Origin of the sequence: Hugenholtzia roseola DSM 9546, assembly GCF_000422585.1 — a bacterium.
Taxonomy (GTDB): Bacteria; Bacteroidota; Bacteroidia; order Cytophagales; family Bernardetiaceae; genus Hugenholtzia; species Hugenholtzia roseola.
On record NZ_AUGI01000056.1, the window covers coordinates 1 to 18,413 of the forward strand.

The 18,413-nt window shown below is 43.2% G+C and carries 11 protein-coding genes; 3 read left to right on the forward strand and 8 right to left on the reverse strand.

Features of this window, described 5'->3' with window-relative positions; genetic code table 11:
• Positions 1 to 2,114: choice-of-anchor L domain-containing protein (locus G500_RS0106875; protein WP_211220143.1), on the reverse strand; the 2,114-nt coding region annotated here is incomplete at its 3' end.
• A gap of 730 nt (positions 2,115 to 2,844) precedes the next feature.
• Here G500_RS0106875 and G500_RS22640 point away from each other — a divergent pair.
• Positions 2,845 to 3,858, forward strand: coding sequence for a PorP/SprF family type IX secretion system membrane protein (locus tag G500_RS22640; RefSeq protein WP_035756544.1), 1,014 nt, complete (start codon positions 2,845 to 2,847; stop codon positions 3,856 to 3,858).
• Between the two features lie 228 nt (positions 3,859 to 4,086).
• Here the strand turns inward: G500_RS22640 and G500_RS0106895 are convergent, their stop codons facing one another.
• From G500_RS0106895 to G500_RS0106930, 7 genes are all read right to left on the reverse strand, one after another.
• Entirely contained in the window at positions 4,087 to 5,502 is a 1,416-nt protein-coding gene (locus G500_RS0106895; protein ID WP_211220144.1) for a DASH family cryptochrome, read from the reverse strand.
• 63 nt (positions 5,503 to 5,565) lie between these two features.
• Positions 5,566 to 6,228 carry a hypothetical protein gene (locus tag G500_RS24885; RefSeq protein ID WP_051203346.1) on the reverse strand — a complete coding sequence of 221 codons (663 nt, stop codon included), beginning with the start codon at positions 6,226 to 6,228 and terminating at the stop codon, positions 5,566 to 5,568.
• Positions 6,229 to 6,434: 206 nt separating this feature from the next.
• Positions 6,435 to 7,112, reverse strand: coding sequence for a YiaD family glycine zipper/OmpA-like lipoprotein (locus G500_RS0106905; protein ID WP_027002045.1), 678 nt, complete (start codon positions 7,110 to 7,112; stop codon positions 6,435 to 6,437).
• 189 nt (positions 7,113 to 7,301) lie between these two features.
• Positions 7,302 to 8,804: a tRNA lysidine(34) synthetase TilS gene (gene tilS / locus G500_RS0106915; RefSeq protein WP_027002046.1), complete on the reverse strand. Its 1,503-nt coding sequence runs from the start codon at positions 8,802 to 8,804 to the stop codon at positions 7,302 to 7,304.
• A 28-nt stretch (positions 8,805 to 8,832) separates the two neighbouring features.
• A complete protein-coding gene (locus G500_RS0106920; RefSeq protein ID WP_027002047.1) occupies positions 8,833 to 10,128 on the reverse strand; it encodes an S-adenosylmethionine:tRNA ribosyltransferase-isomerase in 1,296 nt (431 codons plus the stop codon).
• A gap of 181 nt (positions 10,129 to 10,309) precedes the next feature.
• On the reverse strand, positions 10,310 to 11,173 hold the full coding sequence (locus G500_RS0106925; protein WP_342664597.1) for an RluA family pseudouridine synthase: 864 nt from the start codon (positions 11,171 to 11,173) through the stop codon (positions 10,310 to 10,312).
• On the reverse strand, positions 11,113 to 12,006 hold the full coding sequence (locus tag G500_RS0106930; RefSeq protein ID WP_027002049.1) for a lysophospholipid acyltransferase family protein: 894 nt from the start codon (positions 12,004 to 12,006) through the stop codon (positions 11,113 to 11,115). Before G500_RS0106930 ends, G500_RS0106925 begins: the two co-directional genes overlap by 61 nt.
• A gap of 202 nt (positions 12,007 to 12,208) precedes the next feature.
• Between G500_RS0106930 and hemG the strand changes: the two genes are divergently transcribed.
• On the forward strand, positions 12,209 to 13,747 hold the full coding sequence (gene hemG / locus G500_RS0106935) for a protoporphyrinogen oxidase (protein WP_035756557.1): 1,539 nt from the start codon (positions 12,209 to 12,211) through the stop codon (positions 13,745 to 13,747).
• Between the two features lie 470 nt (positions 13,748 to 14,217).
• Positions 14,218 to 18,402, forward strand: a complete 4,185-nt coding sequence (locus G500_RS24890; protein ID WP_051203347.1) for a T9SS type B sorting domain-containing protein — start codon at positions 14,218 to 14,220, stop codon at positions 18,400 to 18,402.
• The last annotated feature ends 11 nt before the right edge of the window (positions 18,403 to 18,413 follow it).

Below are 18,413 nucleotides of genomic sequence, written 5' to 3' on the forward strand. Positions count from 1 at the left end.
AAAGAAATTTGCGTTTCTGAATTGTTATTAAAGGTAATTTCTGCAATTGGATTTGGAAAAGCCGTAACAGAAACCGTATCCGTATTTTCACAACCTGTAACATTATTGAGCGCAATTACTCGATACATTGCCGTCGTTGGAACTAAGCCATTGGTAGTCAGGGGTACAGTCAGATTTGCGGCATTTCCCACAACGGTAGAATCTGTACCAATAACCTCATACCAAGTATAGGTCATGTTTGCGCCATGCGAAGGGTGAGCGGCACTAAAAACAGTGGGCGCGTCGTTGTCGCATCTTTGCGTATAAGTTCCGATGTCTAAGAATGGATTTGGATTGTAGGTTATCGAAACTTGGTCGGTAACGGTACAGCCCGAAGTATCATTGACTACCTCTACCGAATAGATGCGCGTAACAGGCACAAAGGGGTCGCCAAAGGCAGGAATGACCAAAACAGTGTCGTCTGTGCCAATGGGGTTTCCATTTTCAAACCAATTATAGGTCATGTGTGTGCCATGTACCGGCTCAAAGGCGCGTAAAATGGTATCGCCGTCGCTCTGACAAAGTACAATATCAGCCTCTAAATCCAGCGGTGCGGGAACGCCTACGGCTATGTAAATAGTATCGTAAGCAATACAGCCACTTTGATTTTCTACACGCAAATAAACCGAATCCGTACCCGGCGTAAGGGGGGTATAAAAATATTCAAAAAGGGTGTCGACAGGCAAAAGTTGGTCGTTGTTATACCACTGATAATGTTCATAGACCTGGTTGGTGAAAAAATGAATTTGCTGCCCTGCACAGACTTTAACGGTATCATTTACCGCCGCAGGGAGCGACATAATGGTCTGACTTGTACCTTTTGCAAAATAGATATAGGCAGTATCTAAGGGATTTCCACAAATATCATTGATGTAAATATCGAGCGTGTCTGCACCGTCATTGTCTATGTTGTTGTAATTGGCTTGGTCAAAAATAATTGTAAAAACAGAATCGCCTGTTAGGTATTGATGCGTAGCAGGATAAAGGGCAGGGGTGATGACATTGCTCGTTACCGCGCTTCCGCCATAGACAAGGGCTACCGTTTCGGGAATATCAATGCGTGTGCGTTCCAAAGTAAAAGAAGCATCTTGACAAACTCCGATAACGTTTCCATTGGCATCTGTTTGGATACCGGGGAAAGATACGTCGGTAGAAGCATCGATTGTAATTTCATTAGAGCTAACCTTTTCCACAAACACACCTGAATCAAAAGAGCTATCGCCGCCGTCTGCAATTTTTAGTTCTATATGATAACTTTGACAAGGCGTAACGCCCGAAATCGCGACTAAAAGGCGCGTCAGACCGCCGTAAGGGATTTGCTGCCCTGTTCCTACATTGTTGTAGTAATGCACATCAAAAGGCGCAGGCGTAGCTGGATTTACCGTATTGATGCCCACAGGCGTAACGCCATCAGGCAGCAAGGCAATATTAAACTTTGTACCCCCAATCGTAATAAAAAAGGCGAAAACGTCATTAAAAGCACTGCTATTAGGGGGAGCAAAGTTGGGATATTCTTCCGAACCAAAAGTATATTCAAAGCGAATGGTATCGCCCGTAGGCACAACATCAAACTCTATAACAGTTGCGTCGTTTATCGTAACGTTTGCGATTCCAAAAAGGTCGGGGTCGTTGCCGCCCGTGTTGTTGTAGCTGGCAAAAAAGCCCACAGGGTTTGCCATATTATCTACTCGCCCCGAACTCATAACGATACCCGAAGTACCCAAGCCGATGCTATCTAATTCATCTAAGGGCAAATTCCTATCGAAGCCCCCGTATGAAAGGGGGTCGCTTACGATACCTGTGGCTGCATTTGTTACCGTTACATTCGAAATGCTCACACCCGGTCCTTCTAAGCGTGCGGCTATTTCGGCAGGTGAGATGCTGGGCGTAATCGTAACCTGCCCCATCAAGGGCAGACTTAGGCACGACCAAAAGAATAGGGCTACCCAAAGTGGGTGCTGCTTTTTGAAAAAGGTAGGAAAATGAGAAATTTCCATCGTATGCAAAATAAAGTGTAGTAGTAGAAGTGTAGAAGTATCAGAATCCGCTTTTTTATGGATTTTATGGAAAGGCAAATTAGAAGGCTTAACCTCCTTTTATTTGGTCTTGCAAGCCGATAGCTTGCTTTTTTTTTGCTCCTATTCACAAAAATAGTGATTTTTTTCTAAAAAAGCACCTATGTCAAAGGTTTGGCTAAATCTATATCTGCCCTTATTTTTTCTAAAACCCTGCCAGCGCAAATGTTTAGCCTACACTTTCCAAATAAAAAACGGCAAGCCGCCCTTTTACAGCCGCATAACAAAAACGAAATATTCCTATTCCTACTTTGAACCAAATATTATGCAACTATGCTCAAAAGCTCACCCAAAAGGCTTAAAAAGGCAAAAAAAATGATTTTAGACAGTAGTCTATAAAAAGTCTATACATTTTTTGAATAGGCATTTGTGCCTGCTTTGTAGGCGTAAAAAGGTATAAAAACTTGTATATTGGTCTGTTTTCTCTCTTTTGTCCAAATTTTATTTGGAAAAGAACCTTAAAAAAGATACCCAAGCCTGCGGACGCGCTTTTTTATCTTTATTCACACAATAGCAACCTACTTAAAATGCGTTTCAAATTTGAGAAAACCAAAAAAAATGTTTAGCTTGCTTTGGTTTTGCGGAAACACGCGCCAAAACTTCCCTTTTGAGCCATCTTTCGCCTACTTGCTTACATCTTATTTGGCTTTCGCACTCTTATTCAAAATCCTGCCTCTCTTTTTCAAAACTACCTTTTCAAAACTACCTTCTCTCAAACTATTCAGAACACATGCTACCCAAATATACCCGCTTACTTACCTTCCTACTCGCCCTCTTTTGCTCGCCTTTGGCAGCCCAAGACCTACAATTTTCGCAGTTCTACGCCTCGCCCCTATACCTAAATCCCGCCTTTGCAGGCTCTACACAGGGCGGCAGAGTAAGCCTCAACTACCGCAATCAGTGGCCTTCTACTGATGCCAACTTTGTAAGTTATGCAGGCGCATTTGATTATCATTTTGCTGATGTTAGAAGCTCGATAGGTGCGATTGTGAAAGTAGATGAAATGGCAGGCGTGTATAAAAATACAGACTTCTCGCTTATCTATTCCTACCTTATTCCCATTTCCGACAACATAGCCATTCAGCCTGCCCTGCAAGGCACGTATGTTTTGCGCACTTTGGGCTATGAAGGACTCACCTTTGGCGATATGTTTGTACCCGGTTTTGGCTTTATAGACCCTACGGCAGAGGAATTTCCGCGTGGGCGCGTCAATTATTTGGACATCTCTACGGGTGCATTGCTCTTTGGTACTGATTTTTGGTTTGGGGCTTCGGTGCATCACCTCAACCGTCCTAACGAATCTACTTTGGGCGGATTGGCTGCCCTGCCTATGAAAATTTCGCTACATGGTGGCTACCGCTTCAATTTTAGCGCACCTTACGAACAGCGCGAAAAAAGCCTCACGCCTAACTTTATGTATAAAAGACAAGGCACTTTTCAGCAGCTCAATGTGGGTGCTTACGCCACCTTAGAGCCGCTTACTTTCGGACTTTGGTATCGCGGTTTTCCCCTTACACAAACCACAGAAGGCTTCCCTATTCATGATGCCATGGTCTTGATGGCAGGTGTAAAATTTGGCGATTGGAACTTCGGTTATAGCTTCGATTGGGCAATTTCAGAATTGGCTTCTATCAATGCCAACTCGCACGAAATTTCGCTTACCTACACTTTTGGCAGCAGCGACGTAACTTGCCCTAACCCTTGGACGAAGCGCAGACGCGGCGGCGTAGGCTTTAGAAGATAAAAGACTCGGAAGATAAAAGGCTTGCAAGATAAAAGACTTAGAAAATAGAAAAAATAAAAAACAGAAAGCTAAAAAATTAGAAACAGAAAAAACAAAAAGTCCCTGCCCTTAGCAGGCAGGTCAAATTTTGTTCTGGTTTTAAAAGCCTGATGTTTTCACCCATATTTTCGTTCATAATTTCGTTCCATAGCATAGGCTTGTAAAATCCTATACTATGGAACGCCTTTTTTATGATTTCAGCCATAAATCCACATACTCACCCTTGGGGTCGTATCGCTCGGCTTGGGTCTTGGGATTGAAATAGCGATTTTCGCGTGGGTCATTGCCCACACCTGCCACATAAGTCCAATTTCCCCAATTACTGGCTACATCATAGTCTATGAGTTGGCTCTCGAAATAGGCTGCGCCCCATCTCCATTCTACCTTTAAATCTTTGACCAAATAAGAGGCTACATTCTGCCTGCCTCTATTAGACATAAAACCTGTTAGTGCCAATTCTTTCATATTAGCATCTATAAAAGGTTGTCTTGTGTGTGCATTTTTCCACTTTTCAAAGGCAGGTTTGTAAGGATTGGTAGGCAATTTTTCGCCCTTCAAGCCGCTACTCCAAAAAAGACGGTTGCCATATTTGAGCGCGACCCAACGAAAATAATCGCGCCACAAAAGTTCGAAAACAAGCCAATAAGTAGAATCATTTGCGATACGCTCACGCTCATACGCTTGAATCTGGCTATAAATCTGACGTGGCGAAAGCGCACCTAAGGCTAACCATGCCGAAAATTTGGACGAATAATCTGCGCCAATAAGTCCGTTGCGCGTTTCTTTGTAATACCGAAGGGCATCTTTTTCCCAAAAATAGTTTTGCAGACGGGCTAAGGCTGCCGTTTCACCCCCTTTGAAGGGCAAAACGGCACGCGAGTCGGGATTGACTACCTTTTCCACTTCTTGCGCCTCAAAACCGAAATCCGCTAAGGTGGGCAAGGTGTCTAAAATTTTAATACCCAAAGGTTGATACTGGGTATTAAATGCTGCCACTTCCGAAAAAATAGAGAAGGTATTTTCGCCAAATGTGTTGGCAGTAGGTAGTGGCGGCTGTATCCTAACTTTATTTTCTACTTTTTTGCGGTATTGTGTAAAAATATCGGGTAGATGCTGTACCTCAAAGTTCAAATCTTCGAGCAGGTGCAGGGTACTCTGCCAAAAAAGTTGTAACTTAATTGTATTAGGTAAGACTTTTTTTAAATTTTCTTCTACCAATATTTCTTCCGAAGTGGCTTCTTGGGAGGCAAAAATGCGGCTTGCGCCTACTCTTTGCGCCAAAAGCGGCAAGGCTCTTTCAGGTCTGCCTTCCAAAAGCAGCAAATCGCTCCCTCTTTTTTGTAGGTTTTGTTTTAAATCGGAAAGGCTTTCGAGTAGAAATTGGGTGCGAAAAGCTCCTGTTTTTTTAAAACCTAAATCCAGTTCTTGCCAAAGGCGCGGGTCGAGGCAATAGACCATCAAGACCTGCGGATAGGCAGCACAAGCGGCGGCAAGGGCGCGGTTGTCGTGCAGCCTCAAATCGTTCCTAAACCAAAAGATTGCTGTTTTCATGCCCTCGATAACAGAAGGCGCAATTTTTTTGTTTAAAAAACAAAGTGGCTTCAAAATTTCATGAAATTTCGAAGCCACTTGGGGAAAAGGATAAAATAAAGCAAAACTTTCAACTTCCTAACGGCTACCGCCACCAGTTTGTAAGGTATTGTCCTTAGTAGGGTCTTCTTCTATCACCTCATCGCGGATTTTGCCACTGACTTTAAGCGTTTGCATGCAGGCTTGCGCCGTTTCCTGCCACATTTTGTAGTCTGTACCTACGCAATTAAAATTGTAGGAAATAATGCGATAATCCGAAACGGTATAAAAGATGCAGTGGTAGCGACTTTTCGCGCCTCGCTTCACAATCGCGTTGGGGTCTTGGTTGATTTGTCCTAAAAATTCCAATACTACGCCTTTGCGTCCGTTGATGATGGTAATATCTTCTCTTAAAAATTTCACATAATCATACGATTTGACTACTGAATTTTTAAAAATATCTTTAAGTAGCTCTACATCTTCTTCGCCCCAAGGCGTTTCAGAAATATTGACCCCGATGTCTACTTTTTTGGCAGGGTCGGTAAAAACGGCAGTGGGGCGTTTTTGGGTGTAATATTTGGCTACAATTTCGTCGTTGCCCATTTCATAAAAATTTTTGGGAATATCTAAGGATATTTTACCGCCTTTGATGCTTACTTTTTTCAAGGCAGGCACATTATCAAACGCCATCAAGACAAAGGCTATCAGGGCGAAAAGGGCAAGCGAAAAAAGAAAGGGACGGTTTTGGGTTGAAGGTTTCATGTTTTTAGTATAGATTTAATTGAAGGGTTCGTTTTCGAGGCTAAAAACGATATTTTAAAAAAAAGCGCGTCAGCAAATTTAATAGGGGGCATCTTACATAAGAAATACTCAAAAAACGCATTTTTATTGTGCAGAACGCCAAAAAGAACGCTTTTTAGGGAAAGAGAACTAACAGTTCTTTCAAACCGTTAGTTCTGGTCTAATTTCTACTTCAATTCGCCGTTTTCAGCCTTGCGTTTTAGCTCCTCATTTGCTACAATGATAATCTCGACGCGGCGATTTTGCTGCCTACCTGCTTCGGTGTTGTTGTCGGCTATTGGCATTGTTTCGCCCATGCCTACCATATCCAGACGCGCCGCCCCTACGCCATTTGCCAAGAGGAAACTTTGTACCGAGCTGGCTCTTTTTTCGGAAAGCGTTTGGTTGTATTCGTCCGAACCTGTGCTATCAGTATGCCCTTGAATAATCAGATTGGTGTCGGCATATTTGCGCAAGGTAGCCGAAAATTCGCGCAGATTTTGCTGTGCCGCAGGGCGCAGACGGTCGGAATTGGTGTCGAAGAGAATCCCCCCATTGAAGGTAACTTGTATGCCCTCTTCTACACGCACTACAGTCGCATCTTTTTCCAACTGCTGCTCTAATTCTTTGGCTTGTTTATCCATATACGCGCCAATCGCCGCTCCTGCCGCGCCGCCAATCGCTGCTCCTGCTGCAATCGCTACGCCTTTGTTCTTTTTGCTCACCAAGCCGCCCAAAGTGCCGCCCACAACGCCGCCGATTACGCCACCTTTTGCTGCCTTGCTCCAAGTTTTGCAGGCTTGCAAGAGGGGTAGAAAGAGGGCAAGCGTAAGAAGATAAACCAAGATTTTGTTTGTTTTTTGCATACAATTTTGAGTTTAGTTTTTAAGATGATAGAAAAAGAGCCTTTGAATAGGCTGACTTTTGCAAAACCTATACCTTTTTTTGCTACTCTTAGAAAGAGCCTACTCTTGTCTTTGTTTTTTTTGTATTTTTAGTAAAGTTAGCCTTCAAATGCGCTACTAAGCCTATTTTCTACGTCTATTTTTTTGCGTCTATTTTTCTGCCTCAATTCTGACTGCTAAAAGGGTCTGTGTCGTAGGCAAAACTTTGTGCAAGTCGCTGATTCTTTTGCCGACAACCCAAATAATTTCACCTTTGGAGAGCAAAACCCAGGTGTTGTTTTTTTCAAAAGTTGAAATTTTTAAATCATTTAAAACATCACTTACTTTCTTGTGTCTGCCTTTCATGCCCAAAGGCGCAAAGCTATCGCCTGCCTGCCAAAGGCGCAAATGCAGTGGAAAACTGATTTGGGCAGCGTCAAAGAGAGCCAAAGGCGCGTCGGCGGCAGGGAAGGACGCTGTAAATTTTTCAATCGAAATCAGGGAAGTGCTTATCGTTTTATCAAAAAAAATAACTTTGTCATTTGCTTTTTCTAAAACAAAAAAACTTGATTTGCTATTTTTAGGATACAATATAATTTCATATTTGTCTAATAAAAAAACATGAGATTTGCTTTCAAAACGCAGACTCTCTAAAAGCGGCGTTTGGAGGGACTTTATTTGGTTACTTATTTTTTGACAGGTATGATAAGAAAAGTGCTTTGTTTTTAAAAGTTGATAGAGAATAGCCGCAGGTGCGCTACTTCTTTGTAAGCCTTGATACTGAATTTTGAAAAGCGTTTGTCCAAATTGTTTCGTTTTCTGAACGTATTTTTTGTAAAAAAAACGATAGTGCTGTAAAAATAACTGTTCCATTTCGGCGGCTCGCTCTGCACTATGCGCAAATTTGGCAGCGGCTTTTTCATTGACTTGGTGCAGAATGGGACTTACTTGGTGGCGTATAAGGTTGCGTCTGTACTTATCGGTCTGGTTGCTACTATCTTCACGCCACTGCAAATTATATTTTTTTGCGTATTCCAAAATATGACTTTTGTTTAAAAAAAGAAGTGGTCTTACTAAATAATATTTATTTTTTTCTGCATAAAAATTACTCACTTCTAAATTGCTTTTATCTTGATTCAAAAAATATGAAGAAGGGTAGGGACGTTTGGGTAAAATTCCGCGCAGTCCTGCTATTCCTGTGCCTTTGCAAAGGTTGAGCAAGAGGCTTTCCATCAAGTCGTCTTGGTGGTGGGCAGTGAGTAGGTGTTGGTATTTTTCTTTTTCCAAAATCTCTAAAAAAAACTGATAGCGGAGCTGACGCGCTATCACCTGAATAGAGGTTTGCTTTTTTTCTTTGTTATCCTTTCGCTTTCTTTTTTGCTCTTTTATGATTTGCAGCGTATCAAACTTTTTTGAAAAAAAGGGAACTCTGTTTTTCAAAGCAAACTTTTCTACCCAAATCTGGTCTTGGTCAGATTCTATTCCACGCAGGCTAAAATTGCAGTGAGCGATTGCGATTTTATAGCCTTGTGCGATTAACAAATCACATAAAACTACGGAATCTATCCCTCCCGAAACGGCTACCAGCAGCGGTGCTTCTTTTTCAAAAAGTGCGTTTTTGGCTACAAAATCTGCCATTTGCGCTATGAGTCTATCTCTAAGTTCTGTTTTCATGTTTTCATAGGTAGGATAGGATATTCGTCTATTTCCTAAAAAGCAAAGAAGAATCTCCATAACTCAAAAACCTATATTGGTGGTCGAGAGCTTGCTGGTAAATTTCGCGCCAATCCTCACCTACGAAAGCAGCGACTAAAAGCATGAGCGTCGTTTCGGGTTGATGAAAGTTGGTAATGAGGGCATCACAGACCTTGAAATCGTAACTTGGCAGGATAAAAATTTCGGTTTCGCCCATCAAAGTATCGCTTTGGTGGCGATTCAGGTGCGCCAAAATTGCTTGAAAGGCAGATTCCAAAGAAATATCCGTATCCTTGTGCTGATAGGCAATCAATTTGGGAACAAAGAAAGGACTTTCGGGGTCTTCCAACAACATCACGCCATACCAATAAGCACTTTCAAGTGTGCGCATCGAGGTCGTGCCAACGGCAGTGATAAATTTGGCACTCAAAATCGCCTCTACGTTAGCACGTGTAAGCAAAATCTGTTCGCTGTGCATGGCGTGCTGGGCTACATTGTGCTGGTCTTCGCTTGCAATGGGCTGAAACGTGCCTGCGCTTACATGTAAGGTTAGCTCCTGAATTTGTACCTTTTTTTCTGCCAAATCAGAAAAAACACGTTCTGTGAAATGCAGCCCTGCGGTAGGAGCAGCGACAGCACCTTCTTGTTTGGAGTAAATCGTTTGGTAGCGATTCTGGTCTTGGTCTTGGCTTTCGCGCTTGATGTAGGGCGGAAGGGGGATTTTGCCCAATAGCTCGACCATTTCGGCAAAGTATAAATCCTGATTCCATTCGAGGCGAACTGTCCCCTTCTGGCGGTCTTCTAAGGTAGCGCGTACAGTAAGAGCCTGCGGCTTTTCTTTTTTGTATGACTCTGAAAATGAAGCACTTGCGTTTTCATTTTTAGAAAAATTTTGAGTGGGTAGCTCAAAATGACGCTCCAAAACCTGCCCTTCTTTCCATCGCTTCAAATTGCCTATCATACATTTCCAAATGGCGTAGCCTTTTTGTTGCATGGCTTGTGCCACTAAACTGTGAGGGGCAAGAGGCGCAAGCAAGAAAATCTCTATTTGCGCACCTGTATCTTTTTGAAAATAAAGACGCGCAGGAATGACCTTCGTATTATTGAAAAAGAGGGTACTTTCGTTGGGTATAAAATGGCTAAGGTGTTGAAAATTGCTATGTACTATTTCGCCATTTTTATACACAAGTAGCTTGGAGGCATCGCGCTCTGGTAGGGGAAATTGAGCAATTCGCTCATCGGGAAGCGCGTAGGTGTAATCGGTAAGAGAGAGGACAGGTGGAGTTTTTAGTGGAGTTTTCATAGAAAAGAGAAGTAGCAAAGAGCGAACAGAGAGAAGGCAGAAAAGCGATAAGGAGAAAGCAATAAGGAAAAAGCGCGATAAGGCAGGGATAAGAAGCTGATAATGAGCAAATAATGGGCTGATAAAGCATCTACAAAAGCCATTTAATCCTATCCTGCCCCTATCTTTTCTTAATCATATCTTAATCGTAATCTTCCAATAATTTAACCAAAACCCTAAAATCTTTGGGATATTCCGCCTTCACCTCAATCGTTTCCTGCTTTAATCCTTTGAAAGTGAGGCTTGCCGCATGAAGGGCTGCGCGTCCAATCATAGGGCGTTCGTCTTCCCATTTTTTCAGATTGTAGTGTCTTTTGTATTGGGAAAGGAAAATATCTTTGCCACCATAGAGTCTATCCGACACTAAGGGGGCGCGTTGGGTAGCCAAGTGGATACGAATTTGATGGAAACGCCCTGTTAGGGGTTTGCACTCTATCAGGGTATTGTGGCGAAAGGCGCGTAAGGTATTGAAAATGGTAGTTGCTTCTCTGCCTTCGGAGAAGTCGATGCGTGCTTCTGCCTGCCTGCCTTTGTAGATGGGTAGTTCTACTACTTTTTCCTCGAAAGCATGCACGCCATTGGAAACGGCATGGTAGATTTTATCCACTTTTCTGTTCTCAAACTGAATCGCCAAATGGCGATAGGCTTCGGGATTTTTCGCTACCGCAATCGCACCGCTGGTAACTTTATCCAAACGGTGGCAGAGCTGCGCTTCGGGCAAATCGCGCCTCACTACTTGTAGCAGGTTTTCGCCTTCGCCACTTCGCTCATCTAAGGACGGCAGAAAAGGGGGCTTATTCAAAACAAGGTAATCCTCATTTTCAAACAAAATGATGTTTTCTAAACTAATTTTACGCATAATAAATCGGAAAGCACTTACAAAGGGCGTGTAAAAGATAAATGGGGCTGCAAAGGTACGAAAATAAATCGAGCCATGCGGTATGGTTATTTTTTTTGGATAGCCTGCGAAACGGCTTCGTCTTTGCCAATTTCGCTGTGTTTCCATCGCCTATGCGACCAAAGCCACGTTTGGGGCTGCGCCAAAACTGCCGTTTCTACCCTTTCTGCATACTTATCGAGGATAGAATAATCGGGCATTTCTTTGTAGGGCGGAGCGGCTACGGGTTCGAAATCATATTCGTAATGACCGCGCTTGGTCTTGCGAACACGCGCGAAGAAGACTTCCAAATTCGCGCGTATGGGTAGAATGGCTGTGCCAATGAAAAAAGGCGTAGGACGCTGCATAAAATTTGTCCAATATTTTTTCTGACTACGAGCAGGCGTTTGGTCTGCCACCATGATAAATGCCGAAGGTTGAGTCGGGGTGAGCATTTTTTGGTAGGTCTGTTTCATTTCCACAGGCTCTGCGCCAAACTTACTGCGCATGGTGTAGATTGCCTTTTCGAAAAAAGGACTGTTTAGTTTTTTATAAATAGGCATTACTTTCATCTCCGTTGTCAGGCTGGCATGAAGCGAAATCCATTCCCAGTTCATGTGGTGAGTGGTGAGAAAAATTGCCGATTTTCCCTCTGCTAAAAGTTGGGCTACCCTTTTTTGGGCGTTGGCAGAAAAGCGCACACGCGCTCTAAGGGCATCAGGGGTGATGGCAAATGATTTGAGTGTTTCTACTATAAAATCTGTAAAATTATGATAAAATGCCTTTTGAATAGCCTGCCGCTCCTTTTCGCTAAGGTCGGGAAAAGCAATTTGAAGGTTCTCCATTACCACTTTTTTTCTATATCCGATAATTTTAAAAATGAAAAAATATAATACATCAGAAATTAGATACCAAAACCAAAAGGGCAATCGTGCTAACGATTGTAACAGAAAGTAACGCATAAGCAGGGAGAGATAGAGCGCGTTTTTTTTATAGGATTGACAAAAGTACAAAAAATATGGGACAAAAAATAGGATACAAAAATGTGCCTCCTACTTCCAAAATGCTACCTGCCCCTTGTCTTCGTTGTTTTTAGAAAAGGCATTTGTACCTTTGTCCTTTCAAAACGCCCAAAGGCATTTTAGAAACCAAACTCTTATCGCTATGATAGCAATTATCGGTGCTGGCATTTCGGGGCTAACCTTAGCCGCCGCTTTGGAAAAGAAGCAAAAACCCTATCTTCTTTTTGAAGGCTCCCAACGCATAGGCGGCAATCTATTTTCAAAAAAATGGCAGGATAAGTATCTGATTGAATGTGGTGCAAATTCGCTTTTAGCAGATGATTTTATTTTAGATTTTATCAAAAAGATAGGTTTGGAGGCTGAAATGGTACGCGCAAACCCTGTGAGCAAAAATCGCTATATTCTTAAAAAAGGGCGTTATCATAAATTGCCTACTTCGCCTCCTGCCTTGCTCACGAGTTCTTTTTTTAGTTTCAAAACAAAACTCAAAATTTTATCTGAATTTTTTTACAAAAATAAAATAAAAAGCGAAACAAACGAAAAAATAGAACCTGCCGAATTTGAAACCTTAGCCACTTTTTTTGCGCGTCATTTTGGAAAGGAAGTGGTCGAATATGCTGTTAATCCCTTCGTAGGCGGCATTTATGCAGGAAAGGCAGAAGAATTGCTTTTGTCGCTTACTTTTCCACAACTGAAAGAAATGGAAAGACAATATGGTTCAATTTTAAAAGGGTTTATCAAAAATAAGGCGGCAGAACGCAAAACTTCTCTTTCCTTTAAAGGTGGCATGCAGCGTTTGGCAGAGGCTCTAAAAGACCAACTTTCCCCTCAATCGCTTCTTTTGCAAACGCCCATTACAGGCATAGAATATGATTTGAAAAGTGGAAAATTTAGAGTAAAAAGTCAAAATACTTTGAATTACAAAGCTGAAAGTTTAGACTTTCAGCCTAATAAGAACGCATTTTTTTCGACAGGGGAAAACGAAAAAGAAGAATTGCGACAAAATGAGATAGAAGAAAAAATAGAAGAAAATACAAAAGAAAATACGGAAAAAACTTGGGAAGTTACACAGGTGGTGCTGACGACTTCGGCGCAGGTTACGGCTCAAATTTTGAAAGGAATAGATTTTGGCAGCGAATTGCAACAAAAATGCGTAGCGTCTTTGCGAGAGGGATTGGAAAAGCTGCACTATCCGCCCATGAACTTGGTACATTCGGTTTTCAAAAAATCCGATTTTGGCAATTTTCTTTCGGGCAGCCATCAGTTAGACGGTTTTGGCGCATTGCACCCACCGATAGAAAATCCCTTTTCGGCAGGTAGCATTTGGAGCAGCAGCGTTTTTGAAGGACGCGCACCCGAAGATGAAGTCTTGCTTACCTCTTTTGTTGGCGGCAGGGCAGGCGAAAAACAGGCGCAGCAGGGCGAAGCGGCAATCTTAGCGGACTTGAATCGTGAATTAAAGGCGATTTATCAGCTCAAAAATCCGCCTTTGTATCAGCATTTGCACCATTGGGAAAAAGCCATTCCGCAGTATGATGCCAAAATGTGGCAGGTTTGGCAGGCAGCCCAAGATTTCGAGCAAACCTTTGCCAATCAATTCTTTATCTGTGCGAACTGGTACAAGGGTGTTTCGGTGAGCGATTGCATCAAAAAGGCGACGGCTTTGGCGGCGCGTTTGTAGGAAGGAGAATTAAAAAATTGCTAAATAGTATTGAAAAAATACTAAAAAATATTGAAAAAAACATAAAAATAGCGAGTTTTCGCGCTTTGCTACCCAAGAAAGGTTGGGTTGCCTCTGTCTTTCCTTTTATGTAAGATTTTAACAATAAAAAGCGGACTTTTTACGTTTTAGGCTAAATTGCGCCGCGCTTTATGTGCCTAAGTTCGGAAATCGCGCTTTTTGGTTTTTGGGTATTGGCACTTGCTTGCAGTAAAAATGCAGTAGGTAGGAAATGCCACTTTTCAAAAAAAATCTTACTTTTGTACTGAAATTGTCCGAAATTTGCCGACACGCTTGTGCCTGATTGCTATCTTGCGTCTGACTGTTACTTAGATAGACCAATATTTAGATAGACTAAGCGTGCTGGCTTTGCTTTTTACAGTTCCACGCTATTTGGCAAGTGAGCTATTTGAAACCCCGTTGAAGAAAACATGAGTCCGAAACGTTATTTTCTGCCTACTACATTGCTTTTATTTTGGATAGGGCTATTGCTAACGCCTTTTTTGAGTGCCTATAAGCCGCTCAAAAAGCCGCTTTGTCTGCCCGACGATTCCTTAGCCTTAGTTACTTTCTACAATAGCACAGGCGGCGGAACGTCTTGGAACAGTTGGGACTTGACTACACCGCTCAACACTTGGCAGGGCGTAGAAGTAGATGCAGATGGTTGTGTCATCAAACTTATTTTGCCCAATGTGGGGCTTACAGGCACAATTCCGAACTCCATCTTTACAGGTGATAGTTTGAAAAGGTTGCGCGTTTTAAATCTATCCGACAACGCCCTAACGGGTGCGATTCCTGCCTCTTTGGGCGGTTTGGGTGAAATTCAGATTATAGAATTGAGCCAAAATCAATTATCGGGTGATATTCCTACCGACTTAGGCTCTGCAAATAGTTTGCGCCAACTGCTCCTGACTCAAAACAACCTAACGGGAACGATTCCCAACACTTTGGGAAACTTAGATACCCTTGTGCGCCTTAATCTCTCTCAAAACGAGCTTTCTGGCGATATTCCTGCCGAATTAGGCAATCTTTCTACGCTTCGTTATTTGGATTTGGGCAACAATCTTTTAGAAAATGAAGTGCCTGCTACGCTGACCAATCTTTCGCCCACAGGCATGGCTGCCTTAGATACCTGCTGGCTCAATAGCAATAGGCTAACTTTTGTACCTACTTTTTCGCCTATCTCTGCCTTAGATTTGCGTTTGGAAAACAACCGCCTTACTTTTAATAGCATTGCACCAAACAATAACGGCACTTTTGTTTTTACGTATTCGCCCCAAGATAGCGTCAGTACGGTGCGCCAAATTACTGTTTATCAGAACACAAACTACACTGATTCTCTGACGATAGACCCGCCTGCCGTTGGGAATTTGTATCAATGGTACAAAGACAACACGCCGATTGCGCCTACTGCTACGGCAAATGGCTATATCCTTTCGCTTACCAACATTCAGCCTGCTGATGCAGGAAACTACTTTTTGCGCGTAACCAACCTTGACGCGCCCGATTTGACGCTCTTTGTGCGCGTTTGGATATTGACGGTAAAAGCCTGCCCCAGCAGCAACGACGTAACTTCGCCCAATCTTACCCTTTGCGAAGGCGAACCGCTGCCCACTTCTATTATTGGAAGTACGGCTACTTTGGGCGATGTCGCTTCTTTTTCTTACCAATGGCAAATTTCAAACGATTCTATTGCTTGGACAAATGCCCCTGCGCCCAGCGATTTGAAAAATTACGCTTTGGCAGGTTTCACTGCTTCGGATACGACCTATTTCAGACGCTTGCTTTTGAGCGAGTGTGATACCAATTTTAGCAACGTTATGACGCTTGCCATTGTGCCTGCTTTTGGTACAAATGAAATTAGTCCTGCTAATCAAAGTGTTTGTTTGGGTATCCAGCCGCAAGATATTGTCGGCACTTTCCCTGCCGATACCGTAGGAAAAGGCTTTACTTATCATTGGCAAATTTCCACAGATGCAGGCACTACTTGGCTCGATACTGCCACAACGGTAGCTTACACGCCACCCATTTTGAACACCACAGACACAATTTTGGTGCGCCGTATTGTTTTGGGTTCTTGCCTGCCTGATACCAGCAATGTGGCGGCATTAAATCCGATTGCGCCTTTGGTAGCCGATACGATATACAGAAGTCAGTACGTCTGTATTGGTGCGCTTCCCGACCCTATCACGCCTAAGCCTCCGCAAGGCGGCGACCCTAACGACTACCGCTATTATTGGGAAACGGCTACAAATTTAGATTCCGCCGATTGGGTGCATGCCGATTCGCTTGTTTCGAGCCTACAATTACCCGAAGTTACCGATACCGTTTTTGTGCGTCTGATAACCCAAAGTGCTTGCTTTTCTGATACAAGCAATATCATTACGCTTACCACAGCTCCCGATTTAGGCAACGACTCTACGGCTATTTCCATTCCGCGCACCGAAATCTGTTTGGGCGACTCCATTCCTACCTTTGTAGGTGCGCCCGCAGGAATTGACAGTGCCTTCTTTTTTGTGTGGGAAGTGAGTACAAATCTAAATCCGAATACAGGCTTCTGGACGGCAGTGGATTCTGCTCAAAATTGGGACGTGGCTGATTCTATTCTTTTGGGTACAATTTTCAATACCATTCCTGATAGCTTTTTTGTCAGAAGGCGATTGGTGGATAGTTGTCAGACTTATTTTAGCAATATCCTAACGATTCGTTTGGTAAAACCTGTAGATAGTGCGAGCAACGTCATTTCCATTCCGACACAATTCCAGACCCTTTGTGCAGGCGATACCACTTGGCAAATCTTGGCAAATGCAGCCACAGGGGGCAGAGATAGCCTATTGTATCAATGGCAGGTTTCTTTTGACAGCCTTACTTGGGGCAATCGCGACGATTCTTTGCGCATCAAACCTTTTGCCCTTTTAGATACCACTTATTTCAGAAGAATCGCCTATGATTCTTGTAGCAGCGATACGAGCAATGTCGTACAAATCAATATCATAGAAGATTTTGGGCTTAATTTTATCGAAACCAACCAAACAGAATATTGTGTAGGCGATTCGGCTACTTTTGTCATCAATGGCACGCCGCCCGAAGGCGAGGGCAATTATACCTACCGTTGGGAGTATTCGCCCGATTCGCTCACTTGGTTTGCTTCGGATACTTCGGTACAAAGCTTTACACCTGATACCGTTTTTACGGGTAGGAATTTTTATCGTAGGGTCATCGAAGGCGGTTGCAGCGTGGATACCAGCAATGTTTTACTCATTAGCATCAAGCGCACACCACAAAATAACCGCTTGGTAGAAGGCAGACAGACGATTTGTCAGGGCGATTCTGCCGATTGGATTATTGGTACAATTCCTTTCACTACTGAAAATGACTCAATCGCCATTACTTGGCAAATTTCTTTCGATAGTTTGGATTGGGTTGTTGTCCCCAATGATTCCATAACGGCTTTTCACGTAGGTGCGCCTTCGGATACGGTTTATATTCGTAGAACGGCAAGGGCAGGGGAGTGTTTGCCTAATATTTCCAACATTATTCGCGTGAGTGTGGTGCAGCCACTCGATAGCAATTTTATCAGCAGTAGTCAGCTTTTATGCGAAGGCAGCCTTGCCGACACGCTTTTTGGTACGAAACCCATCGGGGGGGATACCACAACTTATGGCTACATTTGGCAGCGTTCTTTCCTTGATGATACGACAGGCACTTGGGCTACCGTTTCGGCGCGTGAAAATTTTGCGCCCGGTGTCATTACGCGCTCGGTACAATATCGCCGTATCGTCAATTCGCGCTGTTTTTCCGATACCAGCAACGTTGTAATTTTATCCGTTTCGCCCCGCTTCGAACTTAATGCCATCACGCCCGAAGGTTTTGTGTGTAGAAATGCCGAAACATTCCCCTTAGAAGGCAATCTAATTTTGGATAGTTTGAGTTTGTATGGCGATTTTAGGTATCAATGGCAATCTTCACCCGATAGGCAAAATTGGATAGACATTCCCAATACCAACATTCCGACCTATCAGCCTACGCCCCTTGATTCTACGACTTTTTTCCGCCGTCTGGTCATCAATGACTGTTTTAGAGATAGCAGCAACGTCTTGCGCATTGAAGTTCGCAACAATCCTACCGTTACCATTACGCCCGATACGACCATAAGCATAGGCAATGCGATACAACTGCAAGCCACAGGCGGACTTACCTACCTCTGGACTCCACAATTAGACATCGAAGGCGATAGTACGGCAAACCCTATGGTGCGTCCGCTCATTAGCCGCTACTACTATGTAGAAGTGAGCAACATCAACGGCTGTATCACCAAAGATAGCGTCTTTATTAGCGTCATTGGAACGCCTGACGTGCGAACCGTAGATGCCATCACACCTAACGGCGACGGTCTGAACGACCAACTTTATATCGAGGGCATAGAAAAATATCCTGACAATGAACTGATTGTCTTCAACCGTTGGGGGCAAGAAGTGTATCGCCGCAAAGAATACCGCAACGATTGGGAGGGTACTTACAACGGCAATGTGTTGCCTTCGGGGACTTATTTCTACATCATCAAATTTGGCATTACGCGCGAAATCATCAAAGGCGCGTTTGAAATCATACGCTGACCGCCGCACCT

Bases quoted from the DNA above. Each gene is read 5' to 3' on its own strand.
- G500_RS22640 (WP_035756544.1), top strand. From the start codon at position 2,845: ATGCTACCCAAATATACCCGCTTACTTACCTTCCTACTCGCCCTCTTT.
- G500_RS24885 (WP_051203346.1), bottom strand. From the start codon at position 6,228: ATGAAACCTTCAACCCAAAACCGTCCCTTTCTTTTTTCGCTTGCCCTT.
- G500_RS0106905 (WP_027002045.1), bottom strand. From the start codon at position 7,112: ATGCAAAAAACAAACAAAATCTTGGTTTATCTTCTTACGCTTGCCCTC.
- tilS (WP_027002046.1), bottom strand. From the start codon at position 8,804: ATGAAAACAGAACTTAGAGATAGACTCATAGCGCAAATGGCAGATTTT.
- G500_RS0106920 (WP_027002047.1), bottom strand. From the start codon at position 10,128: ATGAAAACTCCACTAAAAACTCCACCTGTCCTCTCTCTTACCGATTAC.
- G500_RS0106925 (WP_342664597.1), bottom strand. From the start codon at position 11,173: ATGGAAACACAGCGAAATTGGCAAAGACGAAGCCGTTTCGCAGGCTAT.
- G500_RS0106930 (WP_027002049.1), bottom strand. From the start codon at position 12,006: ATGCGTTACTTTCTGTTACAATCGTTAGCACGATTGCCCTTTTGGTTT.
- hemG (WP_035756557.1), top strand. From the start codon at position 12,209: ATGATAGCAATTATCGGTGCTGGCATTTCGGGGCTAACCTTAGCCGCC.
- G500_RS24890 (WP_051203347.1), top strand. From the start codon at position 14,218: ATGAGTCCGAAACGTTATTTTCTGCCTACTACATTGCTTTTATTTTGG.